The organism is Acinetobacter corruptisaponis (assembly GCF_030053775.1).
Lineage (GTDB): Bacteria > Pseudomonadota > Gammaproteobacteria > Pseudomonadales > Moraxellaceae > Acinetobacter > Acinetobacter corruptisaponis.
Genome location: NZ_CP125669.1, coordinates 442,418 through 460,484 on the forward strand (window position 1 = coordinate 442,418; position 18,067 = coordinate 460,484).

The 18,067-nt window shown below is 40.9% G+C and carries 16 protein-coding genes; 2 read left to right on the forward strand and 14 right to left on the reverse strand.

Going from position 1 to position 18,067, the window contains the following annotated elements:
• Nucleotides 1–4 precede the first annotated feature (4 nt).
• The 10 genes from QLH32_RS02110 to QLH32_RS02155 form a co-directional block, all read right to left on the reverse strand.
• The gene (locus QLH32_RS02110; RefSeq protein ID WP_262574140.1) at nt 5–487 is read right to left on the reverse strand and encodes a winged helix-turn-helix transcriptional regulator; all 483 of its coding nucleotides are present in this window, start codon (nt 485–487) and stop codon (nt 5–7) included.
• Between the two features lie 174 nt (nt 488–661).
• Nucleotides 662–1,891 carry a molybdopterin molybdotransferase MoeA gene (locus tag QLH32_RS02115; RefSeq protein WP_283267861.1) on the reverse strand — a complete coding sequence of 410 codons (1,230 nt, stop codon included), beginning with the start codon at nt 1,889–1,891 and terminating at the stop codon, nt 662–664.
• Nucleotides 1,891–2,814, reverse strand: coding sequence for a bifunctional molybdenum cofactor biosynthesis protein MoaC/MoaB (gene moaCB, locus QLH32_RS02120; protein ID WP_283267862.1), 924 nt, complete (start codon nt 2,812–2,814; stop codon nt 1,891–1,893). The genes QLH32_RS02115 and moaCB overlap by 1 nt, the downstream gene beginning before the upstream one ends.
• A gap of 17 nt (nt 2,815–2,831) precedes the next feature.
• Complete coding sequence (locus tag QLH32_RS02125; protein ID WP_283267863.1) at nt 2,832–3,344, reverse strand: molybdenum cofactor biosynthesis protein MoaE; 513 nt, start codon at nt 3,342–3,344, stop codon at nt 2,832–2,834.
• 2 nt (nt 3,345–3,346) lie between these two features.
• Nucleotides 3,347–3,598, reverse strand: a complete 252-nt coding sequence (locus QLH32_RS02130; protein WP_283267864.1) for a MoaD/ThiS family protein — start codon at nt 3,596–3,598, stop codon at nt 3,347–3,349.
• A 24-nt stretch (nt 3,599–3,622) separates the two neighbouring features.
• Nucleotides 3,623–4,654: a GTP 3',8-cyclase MoaA gene (gene moaA, locus QLH32_RS02135; RefSeq protein WP_283267865.1), complete on the reverse strand. Its 1,032-nt coding sequence runs from the start codon at nt 4,652–4,654 to the stop codon at nt 3,623–3,625.
• Nucleotides 4,655–4,945: 291 nt separating this feature from the next.
• On the reverse strand, nt 4,946–7,228 hold the full coding sequence (locus QLH32_RS02140) for a molybdopterin-dependent oxidoreductase (RefSeq protein WP_283267866.1): 2,283 nt from the start codon (nt 7,226–7,228) through the stop codon (nt 4,946–4,948).
• Nucleotides 7,229–7,247: 19 nt separating this feature from the next.
• Complete coding sequence (locus tag QLH32_RS02145) at nt 7,248–8,123, reverse strand: MaoC/PaaZ C-terminal domain-containing protein (RefSeq protein ID WP_283267867.1); 876 nt, start codon at nt 8,121–8,123, stop codon at nt 7,248–7,250.
• Between the two features lie 170 nt (nt 8,124–8,293).
• A complete protein-coding gene (gene mobA, locus QLH32_RS02150) occupies nt 8,294–8,923 on the reverse strand; it encodes a molybdenum cofactor guanylyltransferase (protein ID WP_283267868.1) in 630 nt (209 codons plus the stop codon).
• A complete protein-coding gene (locus QLH32_RS02155) occupies nt 8,920–11,676 on the reverse strand; it encodes a nitrate reductase (protein ID WP_283267870.1) in 2,757 nt (918 codons plus the stop codon). The genes mobA and QLH32_RS02155 overlap by 4 nt, the downstream gene beginning before the upstream one ends.
• Nucleotides 11,677–12,192: 516 nt before the next feature.
• Here QLH32_RS02155 and QLH32_RS02160 point away from each other — a divergent pair.
• Both QLH32_RS02160 and QLH32_RS02165 read left to right on the forward strand, forming a co-directional pair.
• Nucleotides 12,193–12,546, forward strand: coding sequence for a hypothetical protein (locus QLH32_RS02160; protein ID WP_283267871.1), 354 nt, complete (start codon nt 12,193–12,195; stop codon nt 12,544–12,546).
• Nucleotides 12,547–12,658: 112 nt separating this feature from the next.
• Complete coding sequence (locus tag QLH32_RS02165) at nt 12,659–13,105, forward strand: hypothetical protein (protein ID WP_283267873.1); 447 nt, start codon at nt 12,659–12,661, stop codon at nt 13,103–13,105.
• Between the two features lie 55 nt (nt 13,106–13,160).
• Here the strand turns inward: QLH32_RS02165 and QLH32_RS02170 are convergent, their stop codons facing one another.
• From QLH32_RS02170 to nirB, 4 genes are all read right to left on the reverse strand, one after another.
• Nucleotides 13,161–13,529: a type II toxin-antitoxin system VapC family toxin gene (locus QLH32_RS02170; protein WP_283267874.1), complete on the reverse strand. Its 369-nt coding sequence runs from the start codon at nt 13,527–13,529 to the stop codon at nt 13,161–13,163.
• Between the two features lie 3 nt (nt 13,530–13,532).
• Entirely contained in the window at nt 13,533–13,757 is a 225-nt protein-coding gene (locus QLH32_RS02175; RefSeq protein WP_267979487.1) for a hypothetical protein, read from the reverse strand.
• A gap of 128 nt (nt 13,758–13,885) precedes the next feature.
• On the reverse strand, nt 13,886–15,502 hold the full coding sequence (gene nirD, locus QLH32_RS02180; protein WP_432442296.1) for a nitrite reductase small subunit NirD: 1,617 nt from the start codon (nt 15,500–15,502) through the stop codon (nt 13,886–13,888).
• 11 nt (nt 15,503–15,513) lie between these two features.
• Nucleotides 15,514–18,060 (reverse strand): nitrite reductase large subunit NirB, encoded by a 2,547-nt coding sequence (nirB, locus tag QLH32_RS02185; RefSeq protein WP_283267875.1) that lies wholly within the window; start codon nt 18,058–18,060, stop codon nt 15,514–15,516.
• Nucleotides 18,061–18,067: the final 7 nt, after the last annotated feature.

The following is an 18,067-nucleotide window of genomic DNA, read 5'->3' on the forward strand; positions in this document are numbered from 1 at the left end:
TGAATCAGGCGCTTTTTTGCTTTTGTTCAACAAATGCAAAATAACCTGGGCCAGCAGCCACCTTTACCTCTTTCACATCAATAGGTTCATTACATTCTGAACAAACAACCTTTGAGTTAAATTTATGACCACAGGTTTTATGGGTAAATTCAATCGGTTTACCCAAGCCCATATCCATCCATTTATCGGCCCATTGCACCATTGCCAGAATAATCGGGTACAAGTCCAAACCTTTATCGGTAAGCTGATATTCAAAACGTTCCTGACGCTCCACATAAGGAACTTTGGTTAAAATTCCATGCTCAACCAGACGCTTTAACCGTTCTGAAAGGACATGACGTGTGAGTCCCAAACTACGCTGGAAGTCATCAAAACGGCGTATACCCATAAATGCATTGCGCAAGATCAGCATGGTCCAGCGGTCACCCAATACTGAAAGCGTCCGCGCCACTGAACATGGTTGATCGCCAATCTCATCCCATTTCATTATTATCACCCATCATTTTTCAAACTTATAAGGTATGCAATCCACACCTTGAACCGTAACACTAAAAAGCGAATCAATATAAAATATACACTAATTTATCTTGGTCACCAGATACAAGTTGGCTTCAAGCTAAACACGATAAAATAGTCAATTTTGCATCAATCCATCAACAATTTAATTGTGAATAAACACACCTGAAACTTCTTGTCCAACTTCCAGTTTGATATTGGCTGGAATACGCACTAGACAGTTTGCCTGCATCAAATTGCTCAGCATATGTGATTGCTGTTTTGCCAGACTTTGTAGCTTGAGTTGACCCTGTTCAAAATAGGCATGCATTCTTAGAAAACGCTCACGCGCATCTGATTTTAAATCATGGGTGAGCAGTCCACTAAACCACGCTAAGGATTGACGCTGGTTTTGTAGTGCATCCAATAATGCCTTGCCATAAATCTGCATACAGACATAGACCGCCGCAGGATTACCTGGCAAACCCAGTAAATAGCAATGATGATGTTGTGCTGTATACTCAGCAAAAAATAATGGCTTACCTGGTTTCTGTTTCACTTTCCAGAAGATTTGTTCAAAACCTGTTTCAAAAGCACAGGGACGTACAAAATCATAATCTCCCACAGAAACACCACCTGTGGTAATGATCACATCATAGTGCTGTTTTAGACGTTCAAAGCATTGTGTGACTTGTTCTGCTTCATCTGCAATATGCAAAATATCCACATCAATCCCATAGTCTTGCAACCATGCTTTTAACAATGGACCATTGGCATCAAATACCTTACCCGCATGTAGATCTTCTGCTGTTTCCGCAACTTCATCACCTGTAATAACAACTGCAACTTTAGGCTCTCGAAATACCTCAAGGGCTTGTACACCAGCCATACTCAATGCTGCAAGTGCACCGATATTCACTTTTTGTCCAATTTCTGCAAGCTGTTGTCCTGCTTGTACCTCTTCACCAGTAAAACGAATATCAGCCTGCGGTTTAAGCTGTTCAACCAGTCGAATCTGGCTATCAGACTCAACTACGACAATTTCCTGTCGGGCCACATGCGTTGTTCTTTCAGGTATTTTTCCACCTGTAAAAATACGCATGGCTTGTCCATCTGCAAGTTGATGATTTAAACCACTGCCCGCCTTAATCTCACCCACCACATCAAAAACAGTATCTTGCAGATTTTCCAGTGAGCTATTAATGGCATAACCATCCACCGCACTTTGTGAAAAGCTAGGCAAATTTACATCTGAATAAACTGCCTTGGCTAAATAACGATGTAGCCCCTTTGCTAAAGGCAACATCTCAACCGCTAATGCTTTCACTTTGGTTTGGATCAGTGCTAGCGCTTCATCAATACTGATCAGACCTTTTTCAGCGCCACATCCTGACATTATTCATAGCCTCCTGGATGTGGTAAGTCACGACAGACATCAAAAATATGCACCAAAGCAGGTAAAATTGCTGCCATGGATTCGCTGGCACCACCACGACTGCCTGGCAAAGTCACCACCAAAGAACGATCAATAAAGCCTGCCACGCCACGAGACATGGCTGCATAAGGGGTACGTTTTTGCCCAAAGGAACGTGCCGCCTCCATCAAACCGTCCAGCTTTCTTTCCAATAACGGTTCCAATGTATCCACGGTAATATCTCGCTTACCAATGCCTGTACCACCGACCGTCATGATACATGCATAGGATTTGGTTAGCTCTAAAACCAAATCTTTCAGTTGATCAGCCTCATCCGCCATAATCTGATAATGAATCGGGTCAAAACCTGCTTCAGTTAATGTGTCTACCACAGATTTACCTGCGGTATCAGGCTTACGACCTGCTGCTACAGTATCAGATAACACAATCACGGCTGCTGAAACAGGTTGACGTAAAGTGCGCTTAAAGTGCGACTTGCCCCCTTTTTTCTTGAGCAATTTACATTGGTCTAAACACAGCTCTTCAGGTTCACAATGTGGTTTCAACATATCGTAAAGGGTTAAACCCGCCAGACTTGCCGCTGTCAATGCTTCCATTTCCACGCCTGTTGGCCCAATCGTTTCAACCGTTGTAAGAATCACCACATGGTCATCATGCAAATCATAGTTTACATCAGCCCGATAAATCGGTAATGGATGACAAAGTGGAATCAGTTCATCGGTTCGTTTTGCTGCCAGAATGCCTGCGATACGTGCTGTTTTTAAGGCATCACCTTTTTCAGTATTTCCATCACGAAGTAACTGGATACAATGTGTTGGTGCATGTAAGATCGCTTGCGCTTCTGCAACACGGTAACTCTCAGGTTTCATCCCAACATTTTTCATCTTAACTTCCTAAAACCTTATTCGTGTGTATGCTCATGTGTGCAGTGTTCATGCTGATGGTGCGTATGTTGCTGTGCCTTTGCTTGAGGCTCAGCAGTATCTTTACGGATACAACAGCCCTCAACGTATTGACTCGTTCCATCCATAAAGAACTCCTCTTTCCAAATTGGCACTTCATGTTTTACCCGCTCAACTGCTTCTTCACAGGCTTGAAAAGCTTCACGGCGATGTGCAGCATAGGCAATTGCAATAATGGCAGTTTCACTAACATCTAAATAACCAATGCGATGGATAACACGAACATAAGAGACCTGATATTTCTCTTTAATTTCCTGTTCGATTGCACGAATCATCTTTTCAGCAACAGGTGTATACGATGTATATTTCAGTGCCTTGACTGCTTTACTCTCGTGGTGATTTCGTACCGTACCAATAAAAATATCAATTCCACCACATTCAGGAAAATCCTGAATCGGGTCAAAGCTTTCTAAACTGAGCGCCTGATCTTGGACTCTGGCAAATTCACGCATCTCTATCCTCCTGCCACAGGTGACAACAGCACTAAAGTACATGACTGATTCAACGGTGTTTGACGTGTCACGATATCTTCACCAATGGCACAGACACACTTTTCCATTGCATGACTTGCATCTGGATAAAGTGTCACAATATGCGTCAATACATCGTTAACCATTCGATCCTCTACAAACTCAAATGCAAGTGCTTTGGGTAATAGCCGTTCTATCGCACCAAAAGCTTCTATTTTTATCTCAATGGTTTGCATATTTTCTCCAGACCACTTTTCACTCTAACCACCAAGCATGTGCATACTAATCTTACGTGCTTGCTGATGTTGTATCGCATGATAGCCTTTGGCTTTATGCCAAATATAAGGCTTAATCTGTTGGTCAAGCTGCAACAATGCTTGCTGTTTTAATTCAGTATTTTGTTTAATCACTTGTAGTAAATAAGGTTTTATATTTAAACCCTGTTGCGCGAACAGGCAATTATACAATTCACCTTGAGCCGTCAGCCGAATTCGGTCACAGTCTCCACAAAATGAATGGGTTATCGTTGAAATAATACCAAGATGATAGTGCCCATCAAGCTGATATAGACGTGCAGGCTCATGCTGCTGTTGTAGCAGTTGAATATCATAAAGAGGTTGCAGTTGTTCCAAGATTTCCGCTTCACTGACCACTGCCTGATCAGTCCAATGCTGATCGCCATCCAAAGGCATAAACTCGATAAAACGTAATGGAATGTTGTGCTGTTTTGCCCATTTCACCATCGGGATAATCTGGTCATCGTTTTGACCCTTGATCAGCACACAATTAATTTTAAACGGAAGACCTACTTTTTTTGCTGCTTCAATTCCATCCAGTACAGGGGCAAGTTCTTTCTTGGTCAATTGTTTAAATTGCATGGAATCAAGACTGTCCAGACTAATGTTTAAATCATCCAGACCTGCTTGTTTTAATTGCTCCGCATACTTGGCTAAATAGTGTGCATTGGTGGTGATCGAAATCCGCTTCAATCCCAAAGCTCTTAAACGCTGTAAATCACCAATAAAATGCACCACACCCTGACGCATGAGTGGTTCACCACCCGTAATACGGATATTCTCAATCCCCTGCCCAACCATATATCGACAAAAAACCAGCAAGGCTTCAAAGCTAAGCAGGTCTTGTTTTTTCATCCATTCAGGATGCTCTGGCATACAATAAATACATTTGAAATTACAGCGATCGGTTACAGAAATCCGTAACTTACGCTTAATCCGACCATACTGATCCTGTAGGATCGGTATCGCCGTTTCTTGTATTTCATGCTTCATCATACGCACTCATTTTGTGAATCTTTTGACTGGGTTTGGCACAGGTTCTGTGCATCCTTGCTTTACTCATCACAGAGAATTGTTTTTACAGCAATAATTATTCCAACTATAAACAAATATCTTGGCTTAAGGATATTCATATATTTAAGCAGGCAACCCTTTAAATCTACAAATAAAAATAGCACCTGTCTTGCATATTTTTGTTGAAATCATCTTGCACCATTTGCAATCACCTATTGTTTGCAATGAAAGAATTTGGTGCAAGTCAGCCATTCATTCAATACGGCCTATCATTTAAGTACTTAAACGTTCCAAACGTACTGGGACATACTTATGATATGGTGTCTTGGACAATGGATCACAATGCCGCGTGGAGGTTAAACGATTAATTTGCGGACCAATCGGTTCACTATTGCCATAACGCAGTCCATAACCATGTGGTAATGACACTACACCTTGACGCATGCCATCATCAAGTTCAACCGTGACCTGAATTGCGCCATGTTCAGAAATACATTGCAAGAGCTGACCTGTTTCCACACCGAGCTGTAAGGCATCCTCTGGATTAATCCTTAAACGTCCATCTGCATCGACTTTACGCCATGCAGGATCACGATAAATTTGATTGGCATTGTAACTACGGCGCTCACCTGCCAATAAGATAAAAGGATAATCCTCCTTTACAGTCAATGGCTGTTGTTTTAGTTGAGCAAGTTCAATAAACATTTCAGGAATGGCCAAACGGATTTTTTTGTCTTTGTATGCGATCAAGTTCCATACATCAGCATAGTCATGCTGTGACAATATGACACCTGAACGCTGTTTTAGAATCGCTAGGAACAGCTTCACACCAAGATTGAGACGATTGCCCTCGTAGCCTGCCTGTTTAACTGCCTGATAATGCTGGGTAGCATATTGCATGCATAATGGCAATAGTAAAGCCGTGGCAGCCGCATCATTTGGCAAAGTCTTGCCTAAAGTGCGATAGACAATTGAAGCAGCAAATGGAATAAGCTTCTTATTTTTCGCAAAACTAGCACCTAGAGCAGCAAAATACCCAAGATAAGCGGTATTTGCTGAATCTTTTTCCGCAATTTTACTCAGGATTGGAAATTTTTGAGGAATGGCTTTCATCGCCTCAAGCAAACGAGTATAAATTTCTGCTTCAGGTAAGGTATTACCTTGTGGTTGAAACAAGGGATGGCGTAAATGAAAGCCATTTTTAGGAAATTCCAGATTAAAACCCGTAAACTCCCATTTTTCAAACTGGCTATGTGCTGGCAAGATATAATGTGCCAAACGTGCTGTTTCAGTCATGGCAACATCAACCACTACCAATAGATCAAGCGATTGAAAAGCCTGTTCATAAGCAACCGTATCTGGATAGGTCAGTAGTGGATTACAGCTATCTACAAAGACTGCACGCACCCGTTTTTCACCCGCCTTTAAAATTTCATCTGGCAGAATATTCGGTGGAAAGAATCCTGAAATTGGGAACATTTTATGATGTACAGTACGGCGGTATTTAGGATTGCGCTCATCGGTATTGGTTAAGATTGGAATAAACATGGTATGCAGATTATTGCTTCCCTGTTTACCAAAATGCCCAGCCAATAAATAGAGCAGCTTTTCCAAATAACCGTTTAGCGTAGTATTTAAGGTGTGCTGTATACCTAAATCTATCCGCACACAACCTCGTTTTGCCTGAGCAAAATCACGTACAATTTGGTAGATCAATTCAACCGAAACATCAGCTTTCTGAATATACTCCTCGATTGGAACAGCAAGAAAAGCCTGTTTGACCTCATCAAAACCATGTGTATGCTGTTGAATAAACTGTTGATCATAGAGATTTTCACGCAGCATGATCGCGATCATGGCTGACATCAGATAAGCATCTGTACCTGGTTTGAGTTGCACATGAATATCAGCTTGCTTGGCAGTTTCGGTGACACGCGGATCAAACACTACCATGGTTCGATTGGGATCTTTTTTGATATGTTTTAAGGTGTCCCGTGCATTGGGAATACCATGCGCCTGAAAAGGATTGGTTCCAATAAACAACACATAATCAGCATGCTCCACATCTTCTGTGGTATGGCAGGCCTGACTGCCAAACAAACGACCATTGACCCAAAAATCGCCTGTTTTTTCCTGAGCCAACGAATTATAAGCATAGAAACTTTTCATGGCATAAAGTAACTGACGACCATAAGCTGCACCAAGGTGATTACCCTGTCCACCACCACCAACCGAAGCAAATGCAGTTCCACCATAATTATTGCGAATATACACAAGCTGATCAGCAATCTCTTGAATGGCCTGTTCCCAACTTACTTCCGTGAATGAACCATCGGCTTGACGTTTTAATGGTGAAGTCAAGCGATCAGCATGTTGCTGGTAATGCTGCAAACGAGCAGCCTTTTGACAAATGTAACCCTGAGAAAAGGGATGCTGATCATCACCTTTAATTTTCTTGAACTGGTTATTTTCAATTTCTACACTTAGACCACAATTTCGTGAACATAAAATACAAGCTGTCACATCCTGTCTTAAAGCTGAACTAGTCGTTGTCATTTGTTTTCACCTTATATTTTTATGAATAATGACCCATTAAACAAATTTGCCCTGCTGAACCAACAACACGAATAAACTTTTGATCGTGTTCAATTGCCAGCTCAACTTTATTGGCTTGCGATGGTAATTTTACAGGCTTTAAAAATCGGACATCTATTTGTTCGATAGGCTCAGGTAAAAACTCAAAACTACGTGCAAACACCCCAAAGCCATGGAGTACTTTTTGACCAAAACTAGAGAGTTTTGCCAAGAAACCAACCCAATGAATTGGATTAAAATCACCTGTCAGTAAGGCAAATTTAAAGCCATCATCTGATGTTGTTGACCATTCTCCCAAGCTTTGCCAGTTTTTATCATCGGTAGTTTCAGCACGTTTGGTTTTTTCAAAATGCGGCAAAATAAATGCCATATGCAACACCGCTTCGACTAGATTAGGTTGAGCAATTGTACCTGTGATGATTTGAACTGAAACACGTGCTAAACCATTGCGTTCATCAACGTGGGCAATCTTGGCTTGAATCAATAACTTTTCATTACGAGGAATCTTGCCATGAATCTTTAGGCTAACCCCTTGATTGATGACTTGGCTGAGTGGATAGCTGGTTTGTAAGAGCAAACGTGTTGCAAATGAAAGTCCCCATTGAGAGACCATGTGTGGGGGAATAGAATCCTGATATTTATGTGGTTGCGCACCACTCCACTGTACATAATGTTCCACCAACTCATGACTCGGTGCTTCAATCACTTCATTAATCGCCGCAAGCGCCCACCAATCGGCTTGATTTCCTTTTGTGTTTTTTAAGCTTCGTATTGCTATTTTCCCAAGTCCCGCCAAAGTTGCCTGATGCTCAAATAAAAATTGCAATGGAATTTGCTGATAACGCAATGCCAACATATATAGCTCCTGTTCCCTTTATTTTTCTAACCTTGTTTTCATTACATTGATGTTGTTTGAACATCTTCTCATAACACGATTGCTAGATTGCACATTTAATAAGTTCCAAAATAGAACTTAATTAAACAAAGGTCAAGAATGCTCATCAGAATCTTTAAAGAGAAAAGGCGTTAATTCGAAATAAATATTTGTCTAAATGCTTTCATTTGCTGGTATTGCTGTAATTCATCCATCGAATTGATACTATGACAAAATAAGCTTTGTTTCTGGAACGCAACTGTTTGCGCATGCAGTTGCTTAAAGCAGTCACGCAAACTTAATCGATTGGCTGCGATCTGTTGCTCCAGTACTGCCAAGCTTGCTCTTTTTAACAGACAAAATGGATATAAGGCATCTCCATTGATAGTGACATAGACGGCAGATGCCTGGGAATTTTTTTGTATTGTACGATGTAGCCTCGAAAGTACCTGAGCAGGAATATAGGTGACATCACATGGCACAAATAAAACATAATCTGATTGCACATGAGACCATGCGCTTTTCATGCCCATTAATGGTCCTAAAAAACCAGTTTGATCATCTGCATAACACTGGATATTCGGTTCAATACGTTTGTAGATGGAATTATCACGATGACTATTTACCCAAAGCTGTTGTACTTCTGGTTTGAAGCGTTGACAGATTTTGGAGAGTTGAATCTGGTCATCAAACTGTTGTAATAATTTATTCACACCATTCATACGGCGTGCTTGTCCTCCCGCCAAGATCACCAAATCTGTAGCGGGAAATTCTGTATTCATACTTCTGCCTCCAATTGACAGGTTTTGATCAGACCACGAATTTCTGGCAAACATGAACCACAGTTTCCACCTGCTTTTAAACATGCTGTGACCTGTTTCTCATGGGTCATTTTTTGCGTTTTAATCACTTCAACAATCTTGTTCTTACCTACTTTAAAGCAACTACACACCAAAGGTCCATCATTACTGACAGCCGACATTGGCATCCCCGCAAGCAAGGCTTTACGGTGCAAGGCGCTTAAACGCTCACGTTTAAACAAACTTGCCACCCAGTCCCGATCAGGCAATAAATCAGGCGGTGCAATGTATAAACTGGCGATCAAGATGCCGTCTTTTAAAATAATACTATGGCTCAGTTGCGATGAAATATCTTCCAGACTCAGCCATTCATAGGTTTCATCCACAAAAGGCAAAAAGTTTTTGAGGTTCTTTTGAGTTTGGTCAATACTTTGGCGGTCAGCAAGTTCATAACGCACAGCTTTGGCAGTTTTGATCTTGGTCCACCACGCACAGCTTTGCAACGATGCCTTGATCTGCTGCTCAAAACCCTCTCGAACATACAACACCCCTTGCCAAGTGGTATGGAACGGCTGAATCAAAACAGGGGTATGCTTAAACTCTGGTTCACCTGAAATCGCATCAACAATTGGATTCACGACTTTGCCAATTCGGGCATCCGAAGCCACTTGCTCGGTCCAGTGGATTGGGGCAAAAATTTGTCCACGACGAACACCCTGTGCCAGCGTGACCCGCAATACACAACTGCCCCAAACCGAACGAACCTCGACCAGTGCTTTATCACGGATACCAAACCTCAAGGCATCATTGGGATGAATTTCGCAAAACGGTTCAGCACGATGTGTGGTTAAGTTTGCAGATAAACCTGTACGGGTCATGGTATGCCATTGATCACGAATACGCCCTGTATTCAACACCAATGGATAATCTTCTGAAACTGAATGTACAGGATCAATAGCCACAGTTGGAATCAGTTTGGCCTTTTTGTTTTTATGGCTAAAACCACCTCGATCAAATAATTGCTCAACCGCAATACTTTGACCTTTCTCCCACACTGGCCACTGGATTGGACGTAAATGATTATATTCATCTACACTGAGATTCATTAAGCCTTTTAAGTTGAAATAACGGAAGTTTTCAACCTCTTCACGCTGATCGACACTGGCATTTTGATAAGCAGATAAAGCAGCATGTTCGTTAAAAATGTGACAGGCATTGTTAAAATCAAAACCATTAAACCCCAGTTTCTTTGCCACCTGACACACTGCCCACCAGTCTGCTTTCGCCTGTTTTGGTGCAGACAGGAAAGCCCGCTGGCGGGAAATACGGCGTTCTGAATTGGTGACGGTACCATCTTTTTCACCCCAGCCCAAAGCGGGTAACAACACATCAGCATAAGCGGTGGTATCGGTATCTGCGCAAATGTCTGATACCACCACAAACTCACATTTTTCCAGTGCCCGTTTGACTTGATCAGCATCGGGTAAACTCACCACCGGATTGGTCGCCATGATCCAGATGGCTTTAATTTTGCCACTTTCAACTGCCTGAAATAAATCAACTGCCTTTAGCCCCACTTGATTGGCAATCACAGGACTGTTCCAAAAACCCTGAACTAAATCCTGATGTGAGGGATTATCCAAGTCCAGATGTGCTGCCAACATATTGGCAAGCCCACCTACTTCACGCCCACCCATCGCATTGGGTTGCCCTGTCATTGAGAACGGCGCAGCACCCAATTTTCCAATTTTTCCAGTCAGTAAATGGCAGTTGATAATACTATTGGCTTTATTCACTCCTTGAGAGGATTGATTCACCCCCATTGAGAATAAGGTCATCACTTTTTCAGTACTGGCAAATTTATCAAAAAAAAGTTGTAATTTTTCTGCTGAAATTCCTGTGCGCTTCACCAATGCATTAAAATCTGCTTCTGTTTCACTCGCATCTAAAAGTGCTGCTAAACCCTCGGTATAGCTTTCAACAAAGTGATGATCTACACAATTATTTTTATATAAATGCTGAAATAAGCCGTTAAACAAAGCGACATCTTGCCCTGGTAAAATAGGTAAATGTAAATCAGCCTGTTCACAGGTACTGGTGAAACGTGGATCGACAACGACAACAAACAAGTCTGGATTTTTACTTTTGGCTTGCATAATCCGTTGATACAACACTGGATGGCACCATGCAGTATTTGAGCCAACCAAAACCACCATATCCGTATATTCAAAGTCCTCATAGCTTGCAGGAACAATATCCTCACCAAAGGCGCGTTTATGTGCAGCAACCGCAGAGGACATACATAGACGTGAATTGGTATCAATATTTGCAGTACCTAAATAGCCTTTAACAAATTTATTGACCACATAATAATCTTCGGTCAGCAATTGACCAGAAACATAAAAAGCCACACTGTCCCGTCCATATTGGTCAATACAGGCTTGAAACTGATCTGCAATTTTTTCAATTGCCACATCCCAAGTGGTGACTTTACGATGATTTTTTCGCCCAAACATCGGATTCAACACACGGGTTTCCAGCCCCAAGGTATCCGCCAGATTGCTACCCTTAATACACAGACGACCAAAATTTGATGGATGTACCGCATCTCCAGAGACCTTGATCGTTGTACCTTGTGCTTTATGTTGGACAGTGACATCCACACCGCATCCAACTCCACAATAGGGGCAAGTTGTTTTTGTAATGTGCATGAGGTTGTCCATATTCTTCATCATTGCTCCAAAATAGTGCTTTTTAGCATAACTAAGTCAATAATTTTAGGCTTTTCAGTTATTTGATAAAGATCATTTCAGTGCAAATAACAAAATTCAGGCCTACATATGCTAAAAACAAAAACCGCCTAAGACATCTTTCAGTCTTAGGCGGCGTTGCCTTGCGCTTATTTACGGTAAATTAGTTTGTGATCTGGCATCGTTGCCATACATACAATAGTGAAAGCAAATTTTGTGCCATTATGAAAAACAATATAGATAAAATAATACTTGACTTAAGGTAATTAATTTCCTATTTTCTGCATGTTCTCATCTATTTTTAATGTGCTTATTACAATAGAAATTCAATTATGGAATACATCTATTTATAAATTAGATTCATTCAAAAATGATTTAATCTTATATTTAGTGCAATCCACTCATTCTATTTCATTAAATTTTAATTCGTATTCTTAAATCTATGATGGAACATAACAATATTAACATTTTGTCATTAACTCTTATATGAGGAATTTCATCATGGATTATAATACAGCTTTAGAAGCTGTTGTTTCTTTATCTTATCGTGATAAATTGCGTTTAGCCCAGTTACTTATCCAATTAGCACGAAAAGAAGAGGAAGAACAATCTGTCAAATCTACACCTAAACAAGTGAAACCATCTTCTGTAAAAGAAGAGTCGCTTGACCTCAATTATATCAAAGAGCGTCTTTTAAAAAGTAAACCTAGCAAACTAAAGTCCTTAGAAAACTTTATTGATGCCATGTTTCAATTTAAGGGAAGTGTCTCTGAATCTAAACGTAACCAGATTATTGCTAACCTAAAAAAAGCAAAATTTCTTCGTGTGGAGAATAATAAGGTTACTTATCTCTAAAATATTTTTGTCTAATATTTATCTGATGTAATAAGCAAAATGCTTATTGCACGGTGAAATATTGCCTAAAAATTATTTTATAACTAGATTTAATATATGATTGAGGTCAAATATGTCAAAGAACCAACATTTACGATTACTTGAAAAATACAAAGAGTATGCGAATACAGAAGAATCTCGTGCTGTTATCTTTATCAAAGAACATCTTAGGAAAGCAGCAGGTCATTGGATTGACATTGATTATTGCGAATCTTATGAATTGTCAAAAAATAAATTCCATTTTAAACTAGTTCAAGGTGGACTTTATAAACGTAAGCTAAAACCTAAATATCCACCAAAATCTGAGTTTACTGTTAATGGTAAATTTGATGAAGAAAGATATGATCAGATTGTGCGTGCCATTACATGGGAAACAGCCCATCTGGATATAGAGCAGCAGAAAATGCAAAGCATAAAACCCATAAATTTTGAAGTTGCTGGTGTTCGCTATGATAAAAATCGCAACAGTGGAGAAAAACCAGAGTTTGTATATAAAATTAAATATATTCGTTTAAATTAATATACTAGCTAAGTCGTAAAATCTTTGTGATAAAGGTTTTACGACTAAAAATATGTTAAATGCCATAAAGTTTTTCAAATGAAATTGTTTGAATATGCGGTGTATTGAGTAACTTTTTATCTGATGTAATCAATGTACAATTACAAAACAACGAGGTTGCAGCCACAATACTATCAGGAAGTTTTAGACCTGTATTCTTCCTGAACCAGATTGCATGTTGTTTTATTTCTTGTGTTAATTCAACACAGTGAAAAAATGATAATATACCTCTTAATGTTACTTCATCCTGTAAAGTTAATTTAGAATATGACAATAATTCCATTTCAGTAATCACAGAAATAGAATGTAGATTCTTTTCAATATGCACACCTTTCATCAATGCATATAAAATCGCATTGGTGTCAAATACATAACTTTGTGTCATGATTTACCATACATCCCGAATTTCACGTTGCCATCCAACAGGATCTTGAATATCGGCAAATGCAGCAATTGAAATTTTAGACAGGTCTAAGGTTTCACTTGGTTGTGAAAGCTCAAATTCTTTATGATGTTTTATTTCTTGCATTAAAGACAAAATACGCAGTAAATCCTGCTCATCCAGTTCATGGGCAAGCTCAATCAGGCGTTGTTCAAGAATTGCATGATTCATCTACTTTTTCTCCCAATCTTTTGATTTAGTCTAGCAAATTATCTAGTGAGAAGAAATCTATTTAAGCTGCATTTACTTCACCCCTAAAAAAGATTCAGCATCATGCTGAATCTTTTTCCTTGTCTTGCTTAGCCTGCTTTTTTCATTGCAAAGTCTTTACCAAACAACAATTTATTTCTAAAGCTGACAATTGGGGTCTGATCTGCAATCAGCTCGGCATACCACATGCCATCTTCGGTATCACCAAACAACACCGCGCCAATCACTTTATCTTTCTGGATAATAATACGCTTGTAGATTTGGCGTTTTTCATCGTTCAGGATGATGTCTTCATAATCCTCTTTCGGCTCAAAGTTACCTGCCGAAAACACATCCACACCACTGACTTTTAACTGCGTTGGCACGGTTGGCGATTTAAAGGTTAGGCTGCCATGCTCAGCCAAATGGGTGGCACAAATAAAGGCTTGTCCCCAAAGTGGCTCAACTAGACCAAAGGTTTGCCCACGATGCTCAATACATTCACCCACTGCGTAAATACTTGGATCAAAAGTTTGCATGGTGTCATTGACCATAATGCCGCGGTTACAACGTAAGCCCGCACTTTGTGCCAAGGCAATATTTGGACGGATACCGACTGCAAACACAACCAGATCTGCATCCAGCACCGTACCATCTTTTAAGCGGACTTGAGATACATGACCTTTTTTACCAATCAAGGCTTCGGTATTCGCTTCAGTGATAATTTTGATGCCTTTTTGCTCAATGCTATGACGCAACATCTTACTGGCACGACTATCCAACTGACGTTCCATGATACGGTCCATCAAATGCAGTACCGTCACATTCATACCACGTTGTTTTAGGCCATAGGCAGCCTCTAAACCGAGCAAACCACCACCAATCACCACAGCATTTTTCTTGGTTTCACAGTACTTGATCATGGTATTGACATCATAAATGTCACGGAAACTAATCACGCCTTTTAAATCCGCACCCTGAACAGGTGGAATAAATGGGCTGGAACCTGTCGCAATAATCAGACGGTCATAATCAACTTTTTCACCTTTTTCGGTATAAACCACTTTACGTGGACGATCAATTTTAACGGCTAAATCATCCGCAATAAATTTAATGCCTTTATCGCTATACCATGCATGTGGGTGCAACATGATGTCATCAATGGTTTTTTCACCTGAAAGCACAGGTGACAACATAATACGGTTGTAGTTGCCCCAAGGCTCTTCACCAATCACAGTTACTTCGTAACGATCTGGCGCCATATCCAGCAAATCTTCAAGACAACGCATACCAGCCAAACCATTGCCAATCAGAACCAACTTTAATTTTTCTGGTGAAGCGCCATTGTTAGTGATGTAAGTTTTTTGTGGCACTGGGCTGACCCAGACTCGACCATCAACAATTTTGCTTGGAAATACCAACAGCTTTTGATCTTTGTCTTCCAGACAACGACCTGTTGACAAGCTAAAGTGCTGTTTATAAATTGGTGATGCAATGACACGCTCACCTTGCAGATCCCCAATGATGCCACGGCTCATGACGTTGGCTTGGCTAAATGGGTCTTTATTGCTCAGTGCATAGACACGCTTTTCATGTCCTACACGAAATAATGCCACGGCTTGATCACCCACCAATGCACCAACACCTGTGTTTGGGGTAATGTCATTCAGACTACAGACTTCAACCCATTCTTGTTCAGGAAGCATATTCATTTTTAAATTGGTCATGTTGATTCTCCTTATGCTTCAACCATTGGGATACGATCTACAGAACGTTCTGCATCATTTAAAGGACGGATTTGGTCACGAACCTGGGTAAATTGAATGTGCGGATCAGCTTGTTCATCAGCACTGGCATTGATATAGGTTTGGAAACGTTTACGGATTTCAGGATTTTCTACCGCAGTACGCCATTCATCCTGATAAGTGCCAATCACATAGCCCATACGATTTTCAAGTTCTTCGGCAAGTCCAAGAGAATCCTCAACAATCACTGCTTTTAGATAATCCAGACCGCCTTCCATATTGTCACGCCATACGCTGGTCCGTTGTAAACGATCTGCTGTTTGGATATAAAACATAAAGAAACGGTCGATGTAACGAATCAAGGTTTCGGTATCAAGGTCAGAAGCAAGTAACTCGGCATGACGTGGTTTCATCCCACCGTTACCGCAAACATAGAGATTCCAGCCTTTTTCTGTGGCAATTACACCAACATCTTTACCTTGTGCTTCGGCACATTCACGGGTACAACCAGAAACAGCCATTTTTAATTTATGCGGTGAACGTAAACCTTTATAACGATTTTCCAGTTCAATCGCCAAACCAACAGAATCATCCACTCCATAACGACACCATGTGCTACCGACACAGGATTTCACGGTACGCAACGATTTTCCGTAGGCATGACCAGATTCAAAACCTGCGGCATTCAGCTCTTCCCAAATGAACGGTAATTGATGAATTTGCGCACCAAATAAGTCAACACGTTGACCACCTGTGATTTTGGTATACAGATTATATTTCTTGGCAATTTGTCCCACTGCAATCAAGCCATCTGGGGTGACTTCACCACCTGCCATACGTGGCACAACTGAGTAAGAACCATCTTTTTGGATATTACCCAAGTAATAGTCATTACTGTCTTGCAAACCTGCATGGCTTGGCTCAAGCACAAAATCGTTCCAGCAAGATGCCAGAATATTGGCAGCCATCGGCTTACAAATATCACAGCCTAAACCATGACCATGTTGATGAATGAGGTCATCAAAGGTTTTAATTTCATTGACACGGACCAAATGATAAATCTCTTGGCGTGAGTATGGGAAATGTTCACAAACGTGGTTGTTGACCGTTACACCTTGACGTTGTAACTCAGATTTCAATACTTGAGTGACAAGTGGCGCACAACCACCACATGCCGTTGCCGCTTTGGTACATTTTTTCAAAGCACCCAGTGAGGTTGAACCCTCACAAATCGCTTGGCAAATATCGGCTTTGGATACGTTGTTACATGAACAGATGGTGGCGCTATCTGGTAGTAAATCTACACCACTACCGCCCGCTTTGGCACCTGAATCGGCAAAGCCTGGCATGATTAAACTTTCAGGAAGCTCAGGCACAGCCAAACCATTGAGCATCATTTGCAAAAGATCGTTATATTCTTTTGCATCGCCGACCAATACTGCACCAAGTAGTTTGGTTTTATCAGCATCCACCACGATTTTCTTATAAATCAAGGCATCTTCATCAGCATAGAAATAGCTGAGTGAATTTGGAGTCATACCATGTGCATCACCGACAGATGCCACATCCACACCCATCAATTTCAACTTGGTGCTCATGTCCGCACCCGCAAAGCAATGTGTTTCTTCTTCTAAAATATGCTTCGCTGCAATACGTGCCATGTCATAGCCAGGGGCAACCAGACCATAGATTTTATTGTCCCAAAGTGCACATTCACCAATCGCATATACATTTGTATCTGAAGTTTGGCAGTAGTCATTGATCTTGATCCCACCACGCTCACCAATGGCTAAACCACTTGAACGTGCCAACTCATCACGCGGGCGAATCCCTGCTGAGAATAAGATCACATCTGTTTCAAGCTCGCTACCATCAGCAAACTTCATTACATGGGTCGATTGATTGCCTGCTTCAATAGATGACGTTGCTTTTTGAGTGTGGACTTTCACCCCTAAGTTTTCAATTTTACGGCGGAGAACCTTACCACCCAAATCATCAATTTGCACCGCCATTAAGCGTGGTGCAAACTCAACCACATGCGTTTCCAAATCCAAGTCACGCAATGCTTTGGCTGCTTCCAGACCAAGCAAGCCGCCACCAATTACCACACCTGACTTGGCATTTAAGCTTGCCGCACGAATCGCATCCAGATCTTCAATGGTACGATAGACAAAACAGTTTTCACGGTCATTGCCCGAAATTGGCGGAACAAAAGCGTAGGAACCTGTCGCCAAGACCAGTTTGTCATAGCGAATCACATCGCCAAGGCTTGTGGTTACCGTTTGTGCTGCGGTATCAATCGCAATGGCTTTGGTATTGAGTCTTAAATCAATTCCGTAGGCATCAGCAAAGTCAAAACGTGCAAGCGATAGGTCTTTTGCAGATTTACCTGAAAAGTATTCAGTCAAATGTACACGGTCATATGCAATACGCGGCTCTTCGGCAAGAATCGTAATTTCCAGTTCATCATCAGCTTTCTCCAGGATGGCTTCGATGAATTTGTGCCCCACCATACCGTGACCAATCATCACTAATTTCATTGTGTCT

Excerpts from the sequence above, each read along its gene's own strand:
- QLH32_RS02110 (WP_262574140.1), bottom strand. The coding sequence starts at position 487 with ATGAAATGGGATGAGATTGGCGATCAACCATGTTCAGTGGCGCGGACG.
- QLH32_RS02115 (WP_283267861.1), bottom strand. The coding sequence starts at position 1,891 with ATGTCAGGATGTGGCGCTGAAAAAGGTCTGATCAGTATTGATGAAGCG.
- moaCB (WP_283267862.1), bottom strand. The coding sequence starts at position 2,814 with ATGAAAAATGTTGGGATGAAACCTGAGAGTTACCGTGTTGCAGAAGCG.
- QLH32_RS02125 (WP_283267863.1), bottom strand. The coding sequence starts at position 3,344 with ATGCGTGAATTTGCCAGAGTCCAAGATCAGGCGCTCAGTTTAGAAAGC.
- QLH32_RS02130 (WP_283267864.1), bottom strand. The coding sequence starts at position 3,598 with ATGCAAACCATTGAGATAAAAATAGAAGCTTTTGGTGCGATAGAACGG.
- moaA (WP_283267865.1), bottom strand. The coding sequence starts at position 4,654 with ATGATGAAGCATGAAATACAAGAAACGGCGATACCGATCCTACAGGAT.
- QLH32_RS02140 (WP_283267866.1), bottom strand. The coding sequence starts at position 7,228 with ATGACAACGACTAGTTCAGCTTTAAGACAGGATGTGACAGCTTGTATT.
- QLH32_RS02145 (WP_283267867.1), bottom strand. The coding sequence starts at position 8,123 with ATGTTGGCATTGCGTTATCAGCAAATTCCATTGCAATTTTTATTTGAG.
- mobA (WP_283267868.1), bottom strand. The coding sequence starts at position 8,923 with ATGAATACAGAATTTCCCGCTACAGATTTGGTGATCTTGGCGGGAGGA.
- QLH32_RS02155 (WP_283267870.1), bottom strand. The coding sequence starts at position 11,676 with ATGATGAAGAATATGGACAACCTCATGCACATTACAAAAACAACTTGC.
- QLH32_RS02160 (WP_283267871.1), top strand. The coding sequence starts at position 12,193 with ATGGATTATAATACAGCTTTAGAAGCTGTTGTTTCTTTATCTTATCGT.
- QLH32_RS02165 (WP_283267873.1), top strand. The coding sequence starts at position 12,659 with ATGTCAAAGAACCAACATTTACGATTACTTGAAAAATACAAAGAGTAT.
- QLH32_RS02170 (WP_283267874.1), bottom strand. The coding sequence starts at position 13,529 with ATGACACAAAGTTATGTATTTGACACCAATGCGATTTTATATGCATTG.
- QLH32_RS02175 (WP_267979487.1), bottom strand. The coding sequence starts at position 13,757 with ATGAATCATGCAATTCTTGAACAACGCCTGATTGAGCTTGCCCATGAA.
- nirD (WP_432442296.1), bottom strand. The coding sequence starts at position 15,502 with ATGACCAATTTAAAAATGAATATGCTTCCTGAACAAGAATGGGTTGAA.
- nirB (WP_283267875.1), bottom strand. The coding sequence starts at position 18,060 with ATGAAATTAGTGATGATTGGTCACGGTATGGTGGGGCACAAATTCATC.